Raw genomic sequence first — 17,546 nt, forward strand, 5'->3', positions numbered from 1 at the left:
CTTCGGATTTATGCCAGAGCATAAGGTTGTGGCCGGGCGGTTCAGGCTGGGCACGGCGAAAGTACCAATTGTGAAGGGGGAACACTGGACGTGAATCCATCGACACAGCGAATTACTGCACTGGATTATGCAAGAGCCTGGGCGATCTTTGGGATGATCATCGTTAACTATAAGCTTGCAATGCAGGCAGAAAATGACGGCCCGTCGTGGTTAAGGGAGCTGGCGGGTCTTTTTGAAGGCAGAGCCTCCTCATTGTTTATTATACTGGCAGGTATTGGAGTGTCTTTGATGACCGCGAAAGCAAGAAGATCGATGGATAAGGAGATTATTCGTCAAAATCGCCTCAGCTTGTACAAACGTTCCGGATTTCTGCTTGGTTGCGGCTTGCTATTGCTGCTGATAGGCTGGAGCGCCGACATCTTACATTATTATGCGGTATTCATGCTTGTGGGCGCAGCTATGATTACTGTATCTGATAATAAAATACTCGGTTTGTTCTCAGTGATTCTGCTGGTATCCGAGCTGTCATTGATTCTGTTTGATTACAGTAAAGGCTGGGACACCGGCTTTCACCAATATACGGATTTTTGGACGCTGAACGGATTTCTCCGGAATTTAATTTATAATGGCTTCCATCCGTTTTTTCCTTGGAGTTGTTTTTTTCTGATTGGCCTGTGGATCGGCAGAAAGCATTGGCTGGCCGAGGAGAACCGACGGAAGCTGCTGCTCTATTCAGTGTCGGGAACCATAGTTATTGAAGCTATTTCTTATTCTTTGATTCAAGGGACATCGTCTGTATTAGACTATGACTCCGCAGCTTATCTTTTTGGGACCAAACCCATGCCTCCAACATTGCTGTATGTTCTCTCTGGAACATGTTCTGCTCTGGCTATCATTGCGATTAGCCTGTATATCGTGCATGCATTCAGAAATTCCTTGTTCACCCAAGCAATTATCCATACCGGGCAGCTATCGTTGTCCCATTATATAGGGCACGTGGTTATCGGGTTGGGTTTTCTTGAAGTGGCAGGGTACTTGGAGAACGGAACACTTCCATTTGCAGTCGCTTATGGCTGTGCTTACTTCGTGCTGGCGATACTCTTTTCATCTACCTGGAGGAAATGGAAGGAACGGGGGCCCATTGAATTAATTATGAGGAAGTTTTTCTAAAATTTTATACCTGGTATCTAAAAAAGCGAATTTGAAGAATTTGAAGATCGACTCCTACTCTAGTGACATTATTGCAGTTTCAGGAACGTATGATGTAATACTTCATGATGGAACCAGCAAATCATTTGATGTGACGTTAAAAGCTAAGAAGGAGTCCCTCAGTTATTTCTCACCAATGTTTAACATTGAAGAGGGAAGGGGAATCTCAACGGATTCAAAGGAAGAGGAACTGGATCTGCAATATAAATTTCAGCTTCTCAATAGCATAGACACTATTCGAAAGTTATCCAAAGAGCAGCTTTACTTCCTTTTTGGGTTGAAGAAGGCTCAATAGGAGCGGAATGAAGAAGTCACATTCTATCGTAGAGTGACAGAGTATGAAAGTAAGTTGTTTTAATATAATAGGAACCAAGACTGTATTTAAAAAGAACCCACAGGGCTAAGCCTGTGAGTTCTTTTTGCACACTATATAAGTTGGAGGCAAGCTTAATCGCCACCACCACCACCACCGCCCCCGGAATCTCCGCCCCCCCCGCCGGAATCCCCCCCGCCGCTATGTCCGCCGCCATCCCAGCCGCCATGCCCGCCATGATGACTGTCCCAGCTGCTCCCGCCATGACTGTGACCGTGATGACCGCCATTCCCGCTGTTTCCGTCATGGTGATTGCGGGTGTGATTGTTGTTGTCGTTGTCGCCCGTAAAGAGATTTGGATCCGCGCCGGGGAAGAAATAATTGTCAGACGTGTTGTTTCGGTTCCGCAGCCGGTTGCCGCCGCCATGTTTCCTGCCGTTATCACGGATAACCGCCTGAACGACGGCATACACTAACACCCCAATAAAAACAATACCGATGCCCAAAGTAATCGCTCCTTCAAGGTTTCTTACCAAGATTGTACCATATTATTGCAGCTCTGCACCTTAATTGCACAGGAGAATGACGCATCTAGTAGATAATTCAGCGGTCATGCCGGAACTGCCTGGGTGTTACTCCGGTATATTTCTTAAAGACTTTCGTGAAATAGCTCTGGTCGTTGAAATGAAGCCGGGTGGCGATATCCGACAACGTGACCCCGGGCAGCTCGATCAGCCGCTTGGCCTCCTCAATCCGCTCCCGCTGGATATAATCGCTGACAGAAATTCCATTCTCCTTCTTGAACAGCTGAGAGAGATAGTTGGCATTCAGACCGGCCACCTCAGCCAATTTGTTCAGAGTAAGCTCCTCGTACATGTGGTTGAAAATATAGTTCTGGCATAGTGCAGAAGTGCGGGACAACTTGGATCGGCGGTTGTCGCGTACATGATCGGCGAAATCGCACAGAGCCGCGAGCTGGGCTTTGTCAACGGCGGGAATATCCTTCAGTTCTTCGATATGCTGAATGTGGAAGTCGCTCAGTGTATAGGCGATTTCCCAGAACAGGCCCCCGTCGATCGCGGCCCGGGTTGCCAGTGTGATGGAGGAGATGGCCAGATTTTTTTTGCTGCGCAGCTGGCTTTTCTTGGAGAGCCGCCCGAAGCTTTCCTCAGAGAAGGAGGCTTGGGACCGAAGGAGTCCTGCTTTGTCTCCGATTACGATATGGCGGAACATCTCCCGTTCGAGCATCGGCTCATGATGCAGCCAGGTGTTCTCACGCCGGTAGGAGTGATCGAGATCCGAACGGCTTTCCGTATGCTGCACAGGCTCATGATGGGTTGAGGCAAGCAGCAGCTCTGTGACCGAAAGGGCTTGTCCGTTGACCAGTGAGTACAGTAGCAGGGCGGCATGGTACCATCTCGTCCGGCTCAGCACCGGCAGGCCGCGGTAATACTGAAGCCACTCTTCCACATGGCCAAGCGGGAGGTTGTGGTCATTCATCAGGCTGGCTACAGTAGTCTCGGTCATTGAAGCAGCCAGTGAAGGGCCGAGTATTATCGTTCCGCCAGTCCCAAGCTCTGCAGGCAGCTTAAGCATAATAAAATTTTCCAGAAAACCGGTAGTGTGCAGATACGGCAAAAAGGAAGTCCCCCCGGTGTTTCGGGGATGGTTGTGCTCAATTCCAGAGACGAACTCCGTAAGTTCAGCCAGCATCCCGGAGTGGGTAGGCGCAGCCGGCCGTTCTTCCATAGAAGGAGGGAGCGCCAGTTGAAGGTTGCCTGCAGTGTCCAGCCAGCAGACCGGAATCCGGTAAGCTTCGTAGATTAATTTGCAGATGTATTGCAATCCCTCTGTTTCCTCCAGGTAGTCTAACATCTTCATCCATCCCCCTCCTGATCCAATGAAAATACCAATAATACAATAGTAATACCATAAATGCAGGTTGAAGTATATTAGAATGGGAGTAGAAAAACCTATTTCGAGGAGGCATATGATGACAACTCACATTTTAAACCTCATTTCGCAAATGACACTGGAAGAAAAGGCCGGACTTTGCTCCGGGCTGGATTTTTGGCACACGAAAGGCATCGGGCGGCTGGGCATTCCCTCTTTGATGCTAACCGACGGTCCCCATGGACTGCGGAAGCAACAAGGGAGCGCCGACCATCTCGGACTTCACAATAGTGTACCGGCAACCTGCTTTCCATCCGCAGCCGGGCTTGCATCTTCCTGGGACCGTGAGCTGATTCATGAGGTCGGCAAGGCGCTCGGGGAGGAATGCCAGGCGGAGGATGTAGCGGTCCTGCTTGGACCGGGAACCAATATTAAACGTTCCCCGCTGAACGGGCGGAACTTCGAATACTTCTCGGAAGACCCTTATCTATCATCGGAAATGGGCGCCAGCCACATCCAGGGAGTGCAAAGCCAGGGCGTGGGCACCTCGCTGAAGCATTTTGCCGCCAACAACCAGGAGCACCGCAGAATGTCTACGAATGCAATCATTGATGAGCGGACGCTGCGGGAAATTTACCTGGCCAGCTTCGAAGGCGCAGTGACACAAAGCCAGCCCTGGAGTGTAATGTGCTCTTATAATCAGCTAAATGGTGAATACGCTTCCGAAAGTGAAACACTGCTGACGAAGGTGCTTAGAGAGGAATGGGGCTTTGAGGGCTTCGTCGTGTCCGACTGGGGAGCGGTCAATGAACGGGTGAAGGCGCTGCAGGCCGGGCTTGAGCTGGAGATGCCGTCAAGCGGAGGCATTGGTGATGCCAAAATCGTGGCTGCAGTGAACAGCGGGGGGCTGTCCATGGAGACGCTGGATAAAGCTGTGGAGCGGCTGCTGTCCTTTATTTTCAAAAGAGTGGAGAACCGCAAGGAGAATGCAGCGTTCGATCTGGAGCAGCATCATGCGCTGGCGCGAAAGGTGGCCCGGGAAAGTATGGTGCTGCTGAGAAACGAAGATAATATTCTGCCGCTTGCCAAGAGCGGAACGCTTGCCATTATCGGCGAATTCGCCAAAAAGCCGCGTTACCAGGGCGGAGGCAGCTCGCATGTCAATCCGACGAAGCTGGATGATGCTTTTGCCGAAATGCAGGCGGTGGCCGGCGGTTCCGCAAGCTTCCTGTATGCACAGGGCTATGACTTGAACAGCGATGAAATCAACAGTGCGCTGCTCAAGGAAGCACAGGAAACAGCACAAGGCGCAGATGCTGCGGTGTTGTTCCTTGGACTGCCTGACAGCTATGAATCGGAGGGGTATGACCGCAGCCATCTGTCGCTGCCTGAGAGCCATAAGGCGCTGATCAAGGCGGTGGCTGAAGTTCAAGACCAAATGATCGTGGTGCTGAGTAACGGCTCCCCGGTTGAGATGCCTTGGCTGAATCATACGAAGGCCGTTCTGGAAGGTTATCTGGGCGGGCAGGCTTTTGGCGGCGCGATTGCCGATCTGCTCTTCGGTGAAGTAAGCCCTAGTGGCAAACTGGCCGAGACCTTCCCGCAGAAGCTGAGCGACAATCCCTCCTTTCTCAATTTTCCCGGTGAAGGCGATACGGTGGAATATAAGGAAGGTCTGTTCGTCGGCTACCGCTATTATGATAAAAAAGAAATCGAGCCGCTGTTCCCGTTCGGCTTTGGACTCAGCTATACGCAATTCGAGTACAGCGGTCTGAAACTGGACAAGAGTAGCATCAGGGATACAGATGTTGTCCAGGTGACGTTGAATGTCAAAAATACCGGCAGCCGGACAGGCAAAGAGGTGGTCCAGCTCTATGTCAGTGACGAGGAGAGCAGTGTTATCCGCCCGCTGCAGGAGCTTAAAGGCTTCCAGAAGCTGGAGCTGCAGCCGGGGGAGCAGCGAGAAGTCTCCTTTACCCTGAATAAGCGTGCTTTTGCCTATTACAACGTGAAGCTGGCGGACTGGCATGTGGAAAGCGGAACGTTCAACATTGCCGTAGGCTCTTCATCGCGGGATATCCGGCTCTCCGCTCCACTTACGGTAACTTCGACAACGAAGAAGATTGCGGTAAGTTTCCACCGCAACACCACGGTAGGCGATTTGCTGGCAAATCCGTTGACTGCGGAAAAAGCAAAGAATTACAGCAGTATCTTTGGCCTGGAAGATGCAATGGATGATAATCCGGAAATGTTCCTTGCCATGATGAAATATATGCCGCTGCGTGCGATGATCGGCTTTGGCCAAGGGAAATATACCGAGGCCAACTTGGCCGAAGATTTACGGGAATTGAACGCGCTGGTTGCAGAGCAATAATCGCCGTCTGCTGAATCACTGGCAGGAAGGATTAACCTGTTGGCAATAGTAAAGGCAGCGCCCCGCTATAGGGAAGCTGCCTTTTAGCAGGTTAAAATAATCCAATCCGTGATTGCCGGATTATCCAATTCCATTATGAATGACCCGGGATATAATGAAAGCGTAATCATACAAATCAAAAACAGCTCCAAACTACACCTATGGAGGAACCTATAATATGGCTGATACAATTCAGAACTGGTTTGCCAGCACGGAAAAAGCACCTTGGATAGCCCAAAACATCCCTGGTCCAGAACAAGCCGGGACAGCCGCTAATCTGACCGTTACCGCAGAGACGTTCCAGACGCTGGAAGGCTTCGGCGGCTGCTTTAACGAATTGGGCTTTGTGGCGCTGGGCCATCTGCCGGAGGAAGAACGGGCGGGGCTGATGCATGAGCTGTTCCATCCCGAAGGGGAGCAGCGGTTCAGCATCTGCCGCCTGCCGATTGGAGCCAGCGACTATGCGCTGGAATGGTACAGCCTGAACGAGACTGACGGGGATTACGCCATGGAGCATTTCTCCATTGAGCGTGACCGGCAGATGCTGATTCCCTACATCAAGGAAGCCCTGCAGCTGAACCCGGACCTCAAGCTGTTCGCGTCCCCCTGGAGCCCGCCGACATGGATGAAGTTCCCCAAAGCGTATAACTATGGAACACTACGCTGGGAGCCGCAAGTGCTTGAGGCATACGCCCTTTACTTCGTGAAGTTCGTGGAAGCCTACCGTGCAGAAGGAATAACGATTCATCAGGTGCATGTGCAGAATGAGGTGGTTGCCGACCAGAAGTTTCCTTCCTGCGTCTGGACCGGGGAGCAGCTGAGGATCTTCATCCGCGACTACCTTGGCCCGGCATTCGAGAAGCATGGGCTGGAGACGGAAATTTGGCTGGGGACGATCAATGCCCCGGAGCCATGGGATGAATGGCTTAAAGCTAAATCAAGCGATCATGATGCCTTCGCCGGGGTGGTGCTCGGCGATCCCGAAGCCTATAAATATATCAAAGGCGTAGGTTATCAATGGGCCGGCAAACATGCCATCCAACGTACCGTGCAGAGCTACCCGGAGCTGCGGTATATGCAGACCGAAAATGAATGCGGCGATGGCAAAAATACGTGGTTTTATGCGAGATACGTATTTAACCTGTATCAGCATTATTTCATGAACGGTGTGAACGCTTATATCTATTGGAACATGGTGCTTGAACCCAAGGGCAGGAGCACTTGGGGCTGGGAACAGAATTCCCTGCTGACCATTGATCCCGGCCAAAGACAAGCGACCGTGAATCCGGAGTATTACGTGATGAAGCATTTCTCACGTTTTACCGTCCCTGGTTCCGTAAGAGTAGGGCTTAAAGGTCCGTGGAGCGGCCATGCCGTTGCTTTCCGGACACCGCTGGGCGGGATCACGCTCGTCCTGGCCAATCCATTCAAGGAACGGCGGATGCTGCACTTGCATAGTGGTTCCTCCTCGTACTCCCTGGAGCTTGAACCGGAATCCTTCCATACGTTTGTCCTTAGTTAACAAGGCATTCTCCTTAAACTAACGTCCATTCTTCGCGGGGCGTTAGTTTTTTGTTAAGATAAAATAATTTAGAGCATTCAACACTTAACATGAATTGTTGAACCCAAGAAAATTCCATTCTGACTTGGGCAAACTATGGCAAGTGAAACTTGGAGGTTGGTGCAGCAATGAGGGTTGCCGGTTGGATCATGAAACTTACTGAGCCTTTCCGCCGCAGTATCCGCAATAAGCTTATTCTGACTATGATTATCCTCGCTGTTGTGCCAATTGTGACAATTACAGCACTGGCAGCCGAGAACAGCCGCCGGTCAATGGAGGCCGAGGTCATCAGCACGAATCTTTCCAATATGAAATGGACCGGTGTCTATCTGGGGGACCAGTTCGCCCAGCTTAATAATCTGATCTATACCGTGCTGATCAGCCCCCACCTGAGCGAATACCTCGCGAATGTAGAGGAGTCCAGCCTGTCCAGCCAATTTGCCGCACAGCGGAACATTATTGATACGCTGACGAATCTGTTCTACTCTGCGGGCAATCATGTGGTGGGGGTGGAGCTGTATCTGAAAGAATATAACAAGCTGTTTACTATCAACGCCTCGCAGAGTGACATTGCCTCAACAGCCGGAATTCCTGCTCCGTATAAGCTGCTTTTTGAGCAAAATAAGGATTTCACAATAGCCGTTGGCGGCAACGATAACGGGAAATTCCAGCTGGTCCGCAGCATTAACCGGTTTGAGAACCAGGAGAAGCTTGGAGGCATCTCCCTGGAAATCCGCTGGGGTGTACTGGATCAGACGCTGAATCTATTAGGCCGGGGCAACGATCATACGGTATTTATCGCTAGTAGCGACGGCAAGGTGCTGTACCAGCCCTGGGGAGTGACTCCTTCGAAAGCCATTCTGGACCGGGTTGCCGGCACCGGTGAGCCGCAGGGCTATTTCCGCGGTGACCAGGCCTATGTGTTCTACAATACGATTGATCCAGTGGGTCTCAAGCTGGTCACCGTTATTCCTAACAGCTTCATTAACCAGAGCGCGCTGGCGACCATGAACTTTGGATTGATAGTAGGCGCCATTACCGTGGTCGTGGCGATATTGCTCGCCGTAACTCTGGCCTGGAGGCTGGCGACGCCAATCGTTAGCCTGGCCCGGTCCATCCAGGGCTTCGGCTTAATGAAGGAGCGTGAAGTGCGGCTCAGCAACCGGGTTGATGAAATTGGCCTTCTGGAGACGAAGCTGTATCAGATGTCGTACCGCATCCGCGAGCATATCCGGACGGAATATGTTATCGGCCTGGAGAAAAAGAGTGCCGAGCTTAAAGCACTGCAGGCGCAGATTAATCCGCATTTCCTGCAGAACACCTTGCAGATGATCGGCAGCATGCTGTTCAAGAACAGCCCGGCCGAAAGCTACGGGGTACTGAGATCGCTTAGCGACATGTTCCGCTACATCATCCGCGAGCCGGAGGACTTGGCCCCGTTGCGGGCGGAGCTGAACCATCTGAACAATTATATGCAGATCCAGCAGCAGCGTTTCGCGGCCCGGCTCAGCTATGCGATTGAAGTGGATGAGCAGGCGACGGACAGTCTGATTCCGAAGCTGAGCCTGCAGCCGATTGTCGAGAATGCCTTTTTTCATGGGCTGGAACAGCAGTCGGGCCCCTGGGTGCTGGAGGTCAAGGTAACTTGTGAAGGGGAGGACACGGTCATTACCATCTGCGACAACGGGATCGGGCTGCAGCCGGATAAGCTGGCGGAGCTGCGGGGAAGACTGGAGCGGCGCAACGGTGATTTATGGACGCATGGGGAGCGGATTGGCTTAAGCAATGTTGCTTCACGGATTCAGATGCATTTTGGCGGGAAATACGGGATTGGTCTAGATAGCATTCAGGGGCAAGGCACAAAGGTGACTGTAACAATACCACTGGAAAGGGACGGTGCGAACCATGCTTAAAGTACTGCTGGTGGATGATGAGAGCTGGAACCGTGACATTGTGCGGACGTTTGGCTTATGGGATGAACTGGGCATGGAGATTGCCGGAGAAGCAGAGGACGGGAGCGAGGCGCTGCGCCTGGCCGGGGAGTTGTCCCCGCAGATTGTCATCACCGATATGCGGATGCCTGGCGCGGACGGTGTCAAGCTGATGAATAAGCTTCATGAGTGTTATCCAGAGATTAAAGTGATTGTTGTGAGCGGCTACGACGATTTCAAATATGCCCAGAATGCCATCCGCTACGGTGCGGTGGATTATTTGCTGAAGCCGATTGATCCGGGGGAACTGAATGCTGTGCTGCGCAAATGCCGGAAGGAGCTGGAGGAGAGCTCCCGTGCCCGGGAGCCGTATGCCCTCGATATTGAGGTATCCTTCTCGCTGTCCTCCTACAAGCAGCTGATGAGGGTGCATTTCAATGAGCTGAATCCCGTAGGGGTCAATGCTGTTCTTGAAGGCATAGAGAAGGAACTGGTGCAGGGAGGCTCTGGCAGACCGGGAATGCTGCGGCAGGCGGCAAGTGAAATGCTGCTGCTGTTGAAGGAGCTCATGCGGAGCAACGCACTGGAGGAGGATGTCCTGAAGGCGGAGATCCCCCGTGAGGTATTGTTGTCCGGGAGCAGCACCGCCGCGTATCTGAAACAGCTCTACGGGACAAGTCTGGAACAGCTGATCGGACAGCGCAAGTTCAAGAATAAGCTGAACTTGGATGAGGTCCGGCAGTATATTAATACCCACTTTGCCGAAGCGGTAACGCTGGAAGCGCTGGCCAGAGCTTTTTTCGTCAGCAAGGAATATCTAAGCAAGGTGTTCAAGCTGGAGTATGGCTGCAATGTTACGGATTATATCCTGCAGCTGCGGATGGAGAAGGCGAAGGAATGGCTGGCTGAGGAGAGCATTCCGATCAAGACGGTGGCAGAGCTGGCCGGATATGAGGATGTCGGCTATTTCTACAGAGTATTCAAGAAGCATTACGGCGTTGCCCCCGGTGAGATGCGCAAGCAAGCAGCCGGTTTAAAAATGTCCAATCCGAAAGGGTAATTCCGTCCAATTAACCGCTTTCATAATAAAGATACAATGAAAGCGTAAACAAAACATAGACATTGGGAGGTCTTACAACATGAACAAGATGACCAAAGGTGTACTCTGTACATTCCTCACCGCGACGCTGCTGGCCGGCTGCGGCAGCAATAACGGTACAAACAACAGCAATGCTGCAGAAGAAGGAAATACAGGCAGCGGTACAGCCAAAAGCGTTACCCTGAAGATGTTCATCGCGCAGCCGCGCTTTAAGGAACAATATGATAATTATATTGCTGAGTTCGTGAAGAAAGAGAAAGCGGACAAAAATATTGATGTTTCCGTACAGCTCGAAATGCCGACGGCGGACAATGCCTCGCAAATTCTGAAGACGCGCCTGGCCTCCAATGATGCACCTGATATATTCGCTATCCATGCTGTGAACGAAATTCCATCCTATTACAAGGCCGGATACCTTGAAGACCTGACAGATCAGCCCTTCGTCGGCAAGCTGCTGGACAGCGTGAAGCCCTCTGTAACCACTACGGACGGCAAGGTTGTGGCGCTGCCGCTGGAAACCCTGTCCTGGGGCTACCTCTATAACAAGACCATATTTGCCGAGAATGGCCTGACCCCGCCGACAACGCTGACAGAGATGAAGGCTGTAACTGAGAAGCTGAAGGCGAAGAACGTGACGCCGTTCGTGCTCTCTTATAAGGAATCATGGATTCCGCAGCTGGTGCTTCCGCTGGCTGTAGGGGGGATGATGAAAACTGCGGACCCTGAATTCGTGAACAAGATGAACAAAGATGAGGGCTCCTTTACCGAGATGAAATCCGCGATCTTTGATGTGTTCGATCTCATCAACGACAACGGCACGGCGAAGGCCACTGAAGTCGGCGGCGATGACGGTGCGGCGGCATTTGCCGCTGGCAAAGGAGCCATGTGGCTGATGGGACCGTGGTATGCAGAAACCATTCTGAAGTCGAACCCGGATCTGGATTTCGGTGTTGCTCCGCTGCCGATCAGCGACAATGCGGATGCGACCCTGATCAATCTCAGCGCCTCGACTTCACTCGCGGTATCCCCGACCAGCAAAAACAAGGAGGTTGCGCTTGATTTCCTGAATTATGTGCTGGATGATCAAGCCTCCAACGGCTTATTCCAGGCAATGAAATTCAATCCGGTGTCCACGGTGCACACCTATGAGAGTTATCCTTGGATCGCCGAAGCGACTACCTATGTCAAAGCTGGCAAGTCGGTGCAGGACCCGGCGATTCCGCAATCCGTCAAGGATGAGGTGGGCAAAGGACTGCAGGCATATTATGCCGGACAAATGAGTCAGGATGATGTGCTCAAGGCGCTCGACAAAGCCTGGAAATCCTACAACAAGGTAAACAAATAAGCTACAGCTTTACAGTCCGGGATGGAAGAAACGGGGGCGCTGGCCCTCCTTCCTCCATCCCGTTTGCTTTGCACACCACAGAGGGAGAGGGGCGGATACTATGCCGGTCAAGCGCTATAAAAGTGTTGTTTCGCTGCTTGCTTTCGTTGCACCCGCATTTATCATTTATTCATTGTTTCTGCTGATTCCGACCATCGGCGGCATGTACTACAGCTTCACGGACTGGAACGGGCTGAACCGCAATTATTCTTTTATCGGCCTTGGCAATTTCATTGAAGCGCTGCGCGAGGACCCGGATTTCGTGCACGCCTTGCTCTTTACACTGAAATACGTGCTGTTCATGATCGTATTGCAAAATGTATTCGCACTTGTGCTTGCCGTGTTCATTGAGACAAAAACAAGAACCAAAGGTTTTTTCCGGACGATCTTCTTCATGCCGAATATGATCAGCACCATCATCAGCGCTTTTATGTGGACCTTCGTGTTCTCCCAAGTGCTGCCGCAGCTTGCCGAGAAGACGGCAGCCTCGTTCCTGGACCAGCTGTGGATCGGAGATCCCAGTGTTTCTTTCTATTCGATCATTATCGTATCGCTGTGGAATGGCGTCGGCTATATGATGATTATATATTTGGCCGCCCTGCAGGGGGTGCCGCAAAGCCTGAAGGAGGCTGCCGTCATTGACGGGGCCAGCCCGTTCCAGACGTTCCGCAAGGTGACGATGCCGATGATTACGCATGCGGTTACGATCTGTTTTTTCCTTACTCTGAACGGGGCGTTCAAGGTATTTGAGGTGGTATACGGGCTTACCGGCGGCGGTCCGGGACGCAGTACACAGGTCATTACGATGAATATCTACGAAGAGGCGTTCTCCAATAACTTCCGCTACGGGTATGCCAGCGCCAAATCGGTGATCCTGTTCGTGATTATCCTGCTCTTCACTTTTATCCAGATCGGTGTCATGAAGAGAAAAGAGGTGGAAGCATGAGACTGAGAAAGGGAGCCAACCTATTTATCACACTGTTTCTCTGTATCGGCGCTGTCATGTCCTTTTTCCCGATTTATCTGGCAATTATCAATTCCGTGAAAACCCAAGGCGAGATGTTCGCTTCCTTCACGGCGCTGCCGACCAAGCTGCACTTTGAGAACTACAGCCAGGCTTTTAGCAAAATCAACCTGCTAAGCAGCACCCTGAACTCGGTTGTTGTCTCAGTCATTGGTATTGGAGGCATCATTTTCTGCGCTGCCCTGGCCGGCTACAAGCTATCCCGGACCTCCGGCAGACTTAGCGCGGCGCTCTTCTCGCTATTCATTGCTTCCATGCTGGTACCGTTTCATTCGATTATGATTCCGCTTACACGGATGGCCAAAGCACTGCATGTCAGCGGCAGCACCTACGGCCTTGCTGTGATCTACATTGGTCTTGGAGTGAACATGGCGATCTTCCTGTACCACGGCTTTGTGAAGTCGATCCCCCGCGAGCTGGAGGAAGCGGCACGGATTGATGGCTGCGGCGAGTTCCAGACCTTCTTCCGTATCATCTTTCCGCTCTTGCTGCCGATTACGGTAACCATTGCGATTCTGGACTTCCTGTGGATCTGGAATGACTTCCTGCTGCCGCTGCTGATGCTCACCGACTCTACCAAATATACGCTGATTCTATCGACCAACACGCTGTTCGGAGAGTACAATAAGGAGTGGTCGCTGATTCTGGCGGCGCTGGTGCTGACTGCGCTTCCTGTGATCGTTATCTATGGATTCTTCCAAAAGTTTATTATGCAGGGCATTGCCGAAGGGGCAATAAAAGGCTAAAGCGAGAGGAGCATCAGAGTAATGAGTCAACTACGTTACGGCGTCGCCTACTACGATGAATATATGCCTTATGAGAGGCTGAATGAGGATATTGCCATGATGCTGGAGGCCGGGATCAATACCGTCCGCATCGCCGAATCGACCTGGAGCACGCATGAGCCGCAGAACGGGATATTCGACTTCTCTTCCGTCGACCGGGTGCTGGATGCGATGCATGCCGCAGGAATCTCCGTAATTGTCGGGACACCAACCTATGCCGTTCCCACATGGCTGGTCAAAGAGCATCCCGGAGTGCTGGCTGTAACGGCGGACGGTCCCGGCCGGTATGGCGCACGGCAGATCATGGATATAACGAACCCGGTCTACCTGTTCCATGCGGAGCGGATCATCCGCAAGCTGATCGGCAGGGTCAGCAAGCATCCGGCGGTCATCGGCTACCAGACAGACAACGAGACGAAGCACTATGGGACAGCCGGAGAGAATGTGCAGCTGCTGTTTGTTAAGCATATGCGGCAGAAGTATGGAACACTGGATGAGATCAATGACCGGTTCGGGCTGGATTACTGGAGCAACCGGATTAACAGCTGGGAGGACTTTCCGTCCGCTGTCGGCACAATCAACGGCAGCCTGGGTGCGGAATTCGCCCGTTTCCAGCGTGGTCTGGTGAAAGCGTTTCTTGCCTGGCAGGTGTCGCTGGTGAACGAGTACAAGCAGCCGGGACAATTCGTCACACAGAATTTTGATTTTGAATGGCGCGGCTATTCGTATGGCGTACAGCCGTCCGTGGATCATTTTGCCGCGGCTGAAGCCTTCGACATCGCCGGAGTGGATATTTACCATCCCTCGCAGCATGAGCTGACCGGAACGGAAATCTCCTTCGGAGGGGATATCGCCCGTTCCCTGAAGCGCAGCAATTATCTTGTACTGGAGACGCAGGCCCAGGCATTTCCCCACTGGACACCCTATCCGGGCCAGCTGCGGCTCCAGGCCTTCAGCCATCTCGCCTCCGGGGCAAATATGGTGGCTTACTGGCATTGGCATTCCATTCATAATTCGTTTGAGACCTACTGGAAAGGGCTGCTCAGCCACGACTTCAAGCCGAATCCGGTATACAACGAGGCCAAGACTATCGGCCGGGATTTTGCCCGCTTAAGTCAGGCGCTGGTGGACCTGCGCAAGGATAACAAGGCTGCGGTAATGGTCAGCAATGAAGCCCTGACTGCGATGGAATGGTTCAAGCTGCCGGATGGCAGGAACTACAATGATGTGGTTCGCTGGCTTTACGATGAGCTGTACCGGATGAATATTGAATGCGACTTCATTCAGCCCGGCTGTACCGAGCTTTCGAGGTATAGCCTCATCATTGTTCCGGCACTTTATGCGGTTCCGGATGAAGCGCTGCTGCGCTTAAATGAATATGTGCGTGAGGGAGGCCATGCCGTCTATTCCTTCAAATCCGGCTTCGCGGATGAAGCTCTCAAAGTGCGCACGGCGGTGCAGCCGGGCATCATCAGCGAGGCCTGCGGAATCAGCTACAGCATGTTTGTGACTCCGCATGAGGTGACACTGCGCAGCGAAGCTTTGGATACCGGTGCGGCAGATCCAGCGGTGAATACATGGATGGAGCTGATTACACCAGATACGGCGGAGGTGCTGCTCCGTTATGAGCATCCTCATTGGAGCGAATATGCGGCCGTCACCCGCAACAGGTTCGGAAACGGTACGGCAACCTATATCGGCTGCATGACAAGCAGCGGGCTGGCGGGCAGCATCCTGAAATCCGCTGCCCAGGAGGCCGGACTATGGGGGCCCGATCAGGAGCTTGCTTTTCCGCTGATTGTCAAGACAGGAGTGAACCGGCAGCAGCAGAGGGTGCGCTATTATTTCAATTACAGCGATGAGCCGGTGTCTATGGTGTACCGGCATGGCCCGGCAGCAGAGCTGTTGTCCGGAAAAGAGCTTCACCCTGAGGAAAGGGTTGAGCTTGAGCCTTGGGGTGTGCGCATCCTGCTGGAGCATTCAAGCGGACAATGAGACCGGACGCGGCCCCGGGAATAATAGAGGGTTGCTTTTATCGGCGGTATTTGCTAGTATTCAATGTAACTTAATCAGATGTTTTGTTTTCTAGGGTTCCGCAGTTGCTACAGGCTGGTCTGGTCCGAGGGAAAACGCATGTACAACGATGTACATGTCTACACGGAGGGATAAAAGCCCGGGAGGTATCGTCAATTAGACGATGGCCTTCCGGGCTTATTTTGTTTCCGCGGTTAAGAGTTTTGTATCATAACTATTTAGGGGAAGAGGAGAGAATGGCAGTGAATAACAGTATGGCATGGATTAAGATTGCAGGCGCTGCCTGCTTCGAGGTCGTGTGGGTCATCGGGCTCAAGCACGCTTCGGCTCCGTGGGAGTGGCTCGTTACGGCAGTGGCCATTATCATCAGTTTCTATACGATCATCTCGGCGAGCAGCAAGCTGCCCGTAGGTACGGTCTATTCTGTATTTGTCGGACTCGGCACAGCCGGGACCGTCCTGGCGGATATCCTCTGGTTTGGTGAGCCGTTCAAGCCGCTGAAGCTGGTACTGGTGCTGATTCTGCTGGCGGGGGTTATCGGGCTGAAGCTTGTGACCGGTGATTCTAAAGAGAAGGAGGTGTCCTAAAATGGCTTGGTTAATGCTGATTGCTGCCGGGTGCTGTGAAATGTTCGGTGTGGCAATGATAGGGAGGCTACACCGGGACCGCAATTGGCAGGCGGTTGCCCTGCTGGTTCTCGGATTCGGAGGCAGCTTTCTGCTGCTGTCGCTGGCCATGGAAAGTCTCCCGATGGGTACGGCCTATGCGGTATGGACAGGGATCGGTGCTTCCGGTGGAGCGATTCTGGGCATGCTGCTTTATGGTGAAGCCCGGGATTTGCGGCGGATTATGTGTATTATTCTGATTCTCGGAGCTGCAGTCGGCCTGAAACTGGTAGGCTGACGACGCTGATATGTTAAAGAAATAGACACCTGTACGATGTTTCGAATGATGTAACATGGTAAGTATAGTAAGTAGTACTTAATCCATCGTATAAGGAGACTTCCACTATGAATGAAAATATCCCCGGGCGGATTAAACTTCCGGACGGAACAGACTTGCCGAGAATCGGGCAGGGAACCTGGTGTATGGGTGATGATGCTTCCAGACGTTCCGAGGAGATAGCTGCACTGAGGCATGGGGTAGAGTTAGGCCTTAGTGTGATAGATACGGCAGAAATGTACGGGGACGGCCGATCGGAAGAGCTTGTCGGCGAAGCGATCCGGGGGATCCGTGACAGCGTATTTCTGGTCTCCAAGGTGTATCCGCAAAACGCAGGCAAGAATCAGCTGGCCCGCAGCTGTGAGGATAGTCTGAAGCGGCTCGGTACGGATCATCTGGATCTGTATCTGCTGCACTGGCGGGGGAAGATTCCGCTGGAGGAGACCGTGGAAGGTATGGAGGAACTGGTGGCTGCCGGAAAAATAGCCCGCTGGGGCGTGTCCAATCTGGACACGGACGATATGCGGGAATTGCTGCGCATCCCCGGAGGCAACCGCTGCGCTGTCAATCAGGTTCTCTACCACCTGGGTTCCAGAGGTATTGAGCATGAACTGCTGTCCTGGCAGCGGAGCCACAAAATACCCGTAATGGCCTACTCTCCGCTGGCACAGGCAGGCACGTTGAGAAAAGGGCTGACGGAGAATGCTGCGGTGCAGGAGGTTGCCCTTAGACACGGAGCGACACCGCTGCAAATTTTGCTGGCCTGGAGCATCCGGGAAGGCGACGTAATCGCTATTCCTAAAGCATCGACCCCTCAGCATGTGGCCGAGAATGCGGCAGCAGGGGAAATCAAGCTCAGCACCGATGAGCTGTGGCAGCTGGACGAGGCTTTTCCGCAGCCGGCTTGGAGAGTTCCACTGGATATGATCTGAAACCATCTAAAGGGGCTGCCCCGAAA

General features: G+C 52.5%; 15 protein-coding genes and 1 riboswitch. Of the genes, 13 read left to right on the top strand and 2 right to left on the bottom strand.

Annotation, left to right across the window (positions count from 1 at the left end; genetic code table 11):
• Positions 1-90: 90 nt before the first annotated feature.
• Complete coding sequence (locus NST07_RS07965) at positions 91-1,170, top strand: heparan-alpha-glucosaminide N-acetyltransferase domain-containing protein (RefSeq protein ID WP_341090953.1); 1,080 nt, start codon at positions 91-93, stop codon at positions 1,168-1,170.
• 31 nt (positions 1,171-1,201) lie between these two features.
• Positions 1,202-1,504: a hypothetical protein gene (locus NST07_RS07970; RefSeq protein WP_341090955.1), complete on the top strand. Its 303-nt coding sequence runs from the start codon at positions 1,202-1,204 to the stop codon at positions 1,502-1,504.
• A 152-nt stretch (positions 1,505-1,656) separates the two neighbouring features.
• Here the strand turns inward: NST07_RS07970 and NST07_RS07975 are convergent, their stop codons facing one another.
• On the bottom strand, positions 1,657-2,058 hold the full coding sequence (locus NST07_RS07975; protein ID WP_342481340.1) for a hypothetical protein: 402 nt from the start codon (positions 2,056-2,058) through the stop codon (positions 1,657-1,659).
• A 67-nt stretch (positions 2,059-2,125) separates the two neighbouring features.
• Positions 2,126-3,403, bottom strand: a complete 1,278-nt coding sequence (locus NST07_RS07980) for a helix-turn-helix domain-containing protein (protein WP_342481341.1) — start codon at positions 3,401-3,403, stop codon at positions 2,126-2,128.
• Positions 3,404-3,515: 112 nt separating this feature from the next.
• Here NST07_RS07980 and NST07_RS07985 point away from each other — a divergent pair, with 112 nt between their 5' ends.
• The 11 genes from NST07_RS07985 to NST07_RS08035 all read left to right on the top strand — a co-directional run bounded on the left by NST07_RS07985 (position 3,516) and on the right by NST07_RS08035 (position 17,520).
• The gene (locus NST07_RS07985) at positions 3,516-5,789 is read left to right on the top strand and encodes a glycoside hydrolase family 3 C-terminal domain-containing protein (protein WP_342481342.1); all 2,274 of its coding nucleotides are present in this window, start codon (positions 3,516-3,518) and stop codon (positions 5,787-5,789) included.
• 217 nt (positions 5,790-6,006) lie between these two features.
• Positions 6,007-7,350: a glycoside hydrolase family 30 protein gene (locus NST07_RS07990; RefSeq protein WP_342481343.1), complete on the top strand. Its 1,344-nt coding sequence runs from the start codon at positions 6,007-6,009 to the stop codon at positions 7,348-7,350.
• 188 nt (positions 7,351-7,538) lie between these two features.
• Positions 7,539-9,302 (top strand): histidine kinase, encoded by a 1,764-nt coding sequence (locus NST07_RS07995; RefSeq protein WP_342481344.1) that lies wholly within the window; start codon positions 7,539-7,541, stop codon positions 9,300-9,302.
• Entirely contained in the window at positions 9,295-10,380 is a 1,086-nt protein-coding gene (locus tag NST07_RS08000) for a response regulator (protein ID WP_341090964.1), read from the top strand. The genes NST07_RS07995 and NST07_RS08000 overlap by 8 nt, the downstream gene beginning before the upstream one ends.
• Positions 10,381-10,459: 79 nt before the next feature.
• Positions 10,460-11,764, top strand: coding sequence for an extracellular solute-binding protein (locus tag NST07_RS08005; RefSeq protein ID WP_341090966.1), 1,305 nt, complete (start codon positions 10,460-10,462; stop codon positions 11,762-11,764).
• A gap of 100 nt (positions 11,765-11,864) precedes the next feature.
• Positions 11,865-12,749, top strand: coding sequence for a sugar ABC transporter permease (locus NST07_RS08010; protein ID WP_038587842.1), 885 nt, complete (start codon positions 11,865-11,867; stop codon positions 12,747-12,749).
• Complete coding sequence (locus tag NST07_RS08015) at positions 12,746-13,573, top strand: carbohydrate ABC transporter permease (protein ID WP_341090967.1); 828 nt, start codon at positions 12,746-12,748, stop codon at positions 13,571-13,573. The genes NST07_RS08010 and NST07_RS08015 overlap by 4 nt, the downstream gene beginning before the upstream one ends.
• 21 nt (positions 13,574-13,594) lie before the next feature.
• On the top strand, positions 13,595-15,607 hold the full coding sequence (locus NST07_RS08020; protein ID WP_341090969.1) for a beta-galactosidase: 2,013 nt from the start codon (positions 13,595-13,597) through the stop codon (positions 15,605-15,607).
• A gap of 79 nt (positions 15,608-15,686) precedes the next feature.
• A riboswitch (guanidine-I (ykkC/yxkD leader) is annotated at positions 15,687-15,794 on the top strand.
• Between the two features lie 88 nt (positions 15,795-15,882).
• Positions 15,883-16,233 (top strand): multidrug efflux SMR transporter, encoded by a 351-nt coding sequence (locus NST07_RS08025; protein ID WP_341090970.1) that lies wholly within the window; start codon positions 15,883-15,885, stop codon positions 16,231-16,233.
• 1 nt (position 16,234) lies between these two features.
• The gene (locus tag NST07_RS08030) at positions 16,235-16,549 is read left to right on the top strand and encodes a multidrug efflux SMR transporter (protein ID WP_341090972.1); all 315 of its coding nucleotides are present in this window, start codon (positions 16,235-16,237) and stop codon (positions 16,547-16,549) included.
• A gap of 107 nt (positions 16,550-16,656) precedes the next feature.
• The gene (locus tag NST07_RS08035; RefSeq protein WP_341090973.1) at positions 16,657-17,520 is read left to right on the top strand and encodes an aldo/keto reductase; all 864 of its coding nucleotides are present in this window, start codon (positions 16,657-16,659) and stop codon (positions 17,518-17,520) included.
• Positions 17,521-17,546: the final 26 nt, after the last annotated feature.

This window comes from Paenibacillus sp. FSL L8-0340 (assembly GCF_038593145.1).
Classification (GTDB): Bacteria; Bacillota; Bacilli; order Paenibacillales; family Paenibacillaceae; genus Paenibacillus_AQ.

Excerpts from the sequence above, each read along its gene's own strand:
- NST07_RS08030 (WP_341090972.1), top strand. The coding sequence starts at position 16,235 with ATGGCTTGGTTAATGCTGATTGCTGCCGGGTGCTGTGAAATGTTCGGT.
- NST07_RS08015 (WP_341090967.1), top strand. The coding sequence starts at position 12,746 with ATGAGACTGAGAAAGGGAGCCAACCTATTTATCACACTGTTTCTCTGT.
- NST07_RS08020 (WP_341090969.1), top strand. The coding sequence starts at position 13,595 with ATGAGTCAACTACGTTACGGCGTCGCCTACTACGATGAATATATGCCT.
- NST07_RS08035 (WP_341090973.1), top strand. The coding sequence starts at position 16,657 with ATGAATGAAAATATCCCCGGGCGGATTAAACTTCCGGACGGAACAGAC.
- NST07_RS07990 (WP_342481343.1), top strand. The coding sequence starts at position 6,007 with ATGGCTGATACAATTCAGAACTGGTTTGCCAGCACGGAAAAAGCACCT.
- NST07_RS08025 (WP_341090970.1), top strand. The coding sequence starts at position 15,883 with ATGGCAGTGAATAACAGTATGGCATGGATTAAGATTGCAGGCGCTGCC.
- NST07_RS08010 (WP_038587842.1), top strand. The coding sequence starts at position 11,865 with ATGCCGGTCAAGCGCTATAAAAGTGTTGTTTCGCTGCTTGCTTTCGTT.
- NST07_RS08005 (WP_341090966.1), top strand. The coding sequence starts at position 10,460 with ATGAACAAGATGACCAAAGGTGTACTCTGTACATTCCTCACCGCGACG.
- NST07_RS07995 (WP_342481344.1), top strand. The coding sequence starts at position 7,539 with ATGAAACTTACTGAGCCTTTCCGCCGCAGTATCCGCAATAAGCTTATT.
- NST07_RS07985 (WP_342481342.1), top strand. The coding sequence starts at position 3,516 with ATGACAACTCACATTTTAAACCTCATTTCGCAAATGACACTGGAAGAA.
- NST07_RS07980 (WP_342481341.1), bottom strand. The coding sequence starts at position 3,403 with ATGAAGATGTTAGACTACCTGGAGGAAACAGAGGGATTGCAATACATC.
- NST07_RS08000 (WP_341090964.1), top strand. The coding sequence starts at position 9,295 with ATGCTTAAAGTACTGCTGGTGGATGATGAGAGCTGGAACCGTGACATT.